At 58.5% G+C, this 3,017-nt stretch carries 4 protein-coding genes; all 4 read right to left on the bottom strand.

The genetic code is table 11. The features are described 5' to 3' along the window. Window positions 1–660, bottom strand: a 660-nt coding sequence (locus ABJN75_RS06355; protein ID WP_348437889.1) for an autoinducer binding domain-containing protein, incomplete at its 3' end; no start/stop codon positions are given. An 80-nt stretch (window positions 661–740) separates the two neighbouring features. Next, entirely contained in the window at window positions 741–2,042 is a 1,302-nt protein-coding gene (trbI, locus tag ABJN75_RS06350; RefSeq protein WP_348437887.1) for an IncP-type conjugal transfer protein TrbI, read from the bottom strand. Next, the gene (locus tag ABJN75_RS06345; RefSeq protein ID WP_348437885.1) at window positions 2,039–2,515 is read right to left on the bottom strand and encodes a conjugal transfer protein TrbH; all 477 of its coding nucleotides are present in this window, start codon (window positions 2,513–2,515) and stop codon (window positions 2,039–2,041) included. Before ABJN75_RS06345 ends, trbI begins: the two co-directional genes overlap by 4 nt. 3 nt (window positions 2,516–2,518) lie before the next feature. Further along, the coding region (gene trbG, locus ABJN75_RS06340; protein WP_348437883.1) for a P-type conjugative transfer protein TrbG at window positions 2,519–3,017 on the bottom strand (499 nt) is incomplete at its 5' end.

Genomic DNA, 3,017 nt, shown 5'->3' with positions numbered 1-3,017 from the left:
GTTTGCCGCGCCAAGCTTTCGCGTTGCCTCGTCGAGATAGGAACGCACGGACCGATATCCTATCTCGACCGTTTCTGCGATGTCCGGCATCGACATGCCGTCTGCGAACCAGCGCAGGCATTCGGCCTCGCGCGGTGAAAGGCGAATGTCTGACGCCATGGCAGCATCCGGGGTCGCCGAGGCGAGATGGGAATGGACAAATGCCACCGCCATCGCTGCAGTGACTGGATCGGGATCCTCGTCGATGCACACCATGGACTTCTCGGATGCGAGTGTGAATACCATTCTGCTTTTGAAGCCGACAGGAACCGAGACCGACAGACCCGAGCGGATTCCAAACCGATCCGCATCTTTGTAGAATTGCCTTACATCGAGCCTTCCAATTCGTCTGGCTTCATCCGCCGACCATTGAAATATCGGCGGCCCATGTTTGGCCTTGGTGACGACTGGATCAACTCGAATGTAGTTCTTCTGGACGTACTGATCCTGCCATTCCCTGGGGTAGTTCGACACAGCAAAGCTTTCTTGCCCACGGAGATGCAGGTAAGCGAAATAGTCGAAGCCTGCGCCCGCTGCAAAATCCCGCAAGGCGCGCCGCGCCGCCCGCTCCTCAAGCGGCAATGAAAGCATATCGATCAATTGCAGGAGGAGCTCGTTCAAGATGATAAAATTCCGGCATAGTGGTGAGCTGCGGAAACAAGTTCCGCCACGTAGCGGTGTCGCGGTTTCCGAGCTTAGATTCATTGATAGGCTTTTGGGAAAACGATGTCCTGATCGACCAGGACGTTGAAGCGGTAGCCTGGCCTGATTTCGAGCGTGGGCTGGACATTGAGGTTTTTCGACACGGTTTGCTGCGAGATTTGCCCGAAGGTCTGGGCAAAGGACCGCCTGGCCGCGTCCGCCGCGCTGTCCGTCATTGTGGTGGCGCTATCTTTCGGAAGCAGCATGTCCGTCCCGGCGCCGATCAGGGCGACAAGGATCGCCGAGCCAAATGTCTTGAGATAATGATTATTGACCCTGTCGTTGAACCCGCCATAGCCGGCGGTATCCATACCGGCCATGCCGCCGATCTGCAGCGTCGATCCGTTCGGAAAGATGATATCGGTCCAGACGACAAGCACCCGGTTTTGCCCGAAGGAGACGTTGGAATCGTAGCGACCGAACAGCTTTGTTCCTTGCGGGATGAGCAGTCGCCGGCCGGTCGCGCTGTCGTAGACGTTTTGCGATACCTGGGCAGTGATGCGACCGGGAAGATCGGAGTTGATACCGGTGACGAGCGTTGCCGGAATGACCGAACCGCGCTTGAGTTCAAAGGCCGACATTTGCGAAACAACCGAATTCGGCAGGTAGCCGAGATCAGCGATATCCTGGTTGAAGAACTGCGCCTTCCCAATCTGCCCATTCGGATCGGCATTCTGCCCGCCAATGCCGGCCTGCAACGCAGTGCCATATAGATCTATTGCACTGCCTGACGTTCCTGCAGGTGATACGGACTGTTGTGATGCTGCGACCGGCGTCGCTTTCGCGTTGTCGAGGCCCTTGAGATTGACGGCGGTCGGCGAGTTGGCCGCAGCTTCCTCAGCCTGAATGCTTGCCATCTGCTGGCGATGATATTCGCGGAGCATCTGTTCTTCCTGCTCGCGCTCAAGCCGGGCGCGCCACACGGCTTCCGGCTCGATGGCTGGGGCTTGCGGCGTTGGTGTCTTCTGAGGGTTCTGGTCGGGTGGAGTGAACGGGTTACGAGTGGGTTCTTCCCTTTGGACGGCTGGCGTCGGTTGCATCGAAATGACCTTCGGCTCGCCGATGATCCCGTCGGGTACGCCCTGTTTGAGCCTTTCGGCATCATTGGAGGCTGGTTGCGACGACGACGTGTCGATCTGCCGGTCCCCAAAATGCAATCCCCTTGAGGATAGGCCAAAGAAAATCGCCGCTAGAAAGACCACGATGAGGATGATCGCAACGATGATGGGCACACGATTCAGTCTTCGGATTCTTGGCCCACTCTCGGCACCGGCGCCACCAAGCTTCAGCGATTGTGTCATGACCTGTCCGCCGATCTCCGCTGCATGACGGACAAGGGACTTGTGGGCACCGCTCCGGTCGTACCGGTCGTACCGAGCGTGTACATCCGGGTGAGCTCGATCTTCAAGGTCGAGATCCGCACAAGCACACCGTCCTCGAACTGATCGACGCTATAGGCCAGCGGTTCGACAGCCGCTTGAGTGGTCGCCTGGTCGGTCACAACGGCATAACCTTTTTCCCGCAAGGACGTCTCGAGCGCCGGGCCGAACACGATGTCATTGCCGCGGATTGCAATGGTTGTGCTTCCGGGTCCGATATGCTCCGCGAGCTGCTCCACCATGTCCGCGGCAATCGAGCTTGCGGCTTCGGTTGAGAGTTCGGCGGTGACTTCGCTTTCAATCAATCCGGTCCCGCCCATTGTCTGGCAAGCTGCAAGTACGACGAGGCAAAACAGGGCGGCGGAGAAACGAAGATAAGAGAGGAGTTTCGACATCCCCTACCCTCCCCGCCTGATCGTGATCTTCTGCTGCTGGCGCCCGACGCCCGAGACAAGGATCGCTCGATCAATATTGTAGTCGACCACCATCATTGCTCCCTTCATCCGGTAGTTGACGATCCGGTTTTCGCCACCGGAGACGACGAACAACACCGGCGCATCCTGGCCGGAGAGCGAAGACGGAAACTGGATGAAAGTCTTCATGCCGTCGCTATAGATCCGCGTCGGTCGCCAGCGCGCGGACCCGCTGACATGGAAGGAGAAATCGAGCTGGTCGGCGGGAACGCCGGCGCCGGGAACGACGCTCGCGTCGATCCGTGCATTGATCTCGGCGAAGCGGGCATTGATGTCTTCGGGGTAGTCGAAGCCGATGCGAGCCATGTACTGGGTCGGATGGGACTTGAGCTGAATGTGATAGGTCCGCCGCGAGGTGGTCACGACCATCGACGTCATGAGCCCGGCCTCGGCAGGTTTGACGATCAGATGTACCGCCTGTCCA

The sequence above is a fragment of the Hoeflea sp. genome (assembly GCF_039975035.1).
Classification (GTDB): domain Bacteria; phylum Pseudomonadota; class Alphaproteobacteria; order Rhizobiales; family Rhizobiaceae; genus Hoeflea.
Note: the sequence above shows the minus strand (reverse complement) of the source record. Positions and strands in the feature narration are given on the sequence as shown.

What these genes read in the sequence shown, in the direction of transcription:
- trbI (WP_348437887.1), bottom strand. Translation starts at nt 2,042, where the DNA reads ATGACACAATCGCTGAAGCTTGGTGGCGCCGGTGCCGAGAGTGGGCCA.
- ABJN75_RS06345 (WP_348437885.1), bottom strand. Translation starts at nt 2,515, where the DNA reads ATGTCGAAACTCCTCTCTTATCTTCGTTTCTCCGCCGCCCTGTTTTGC.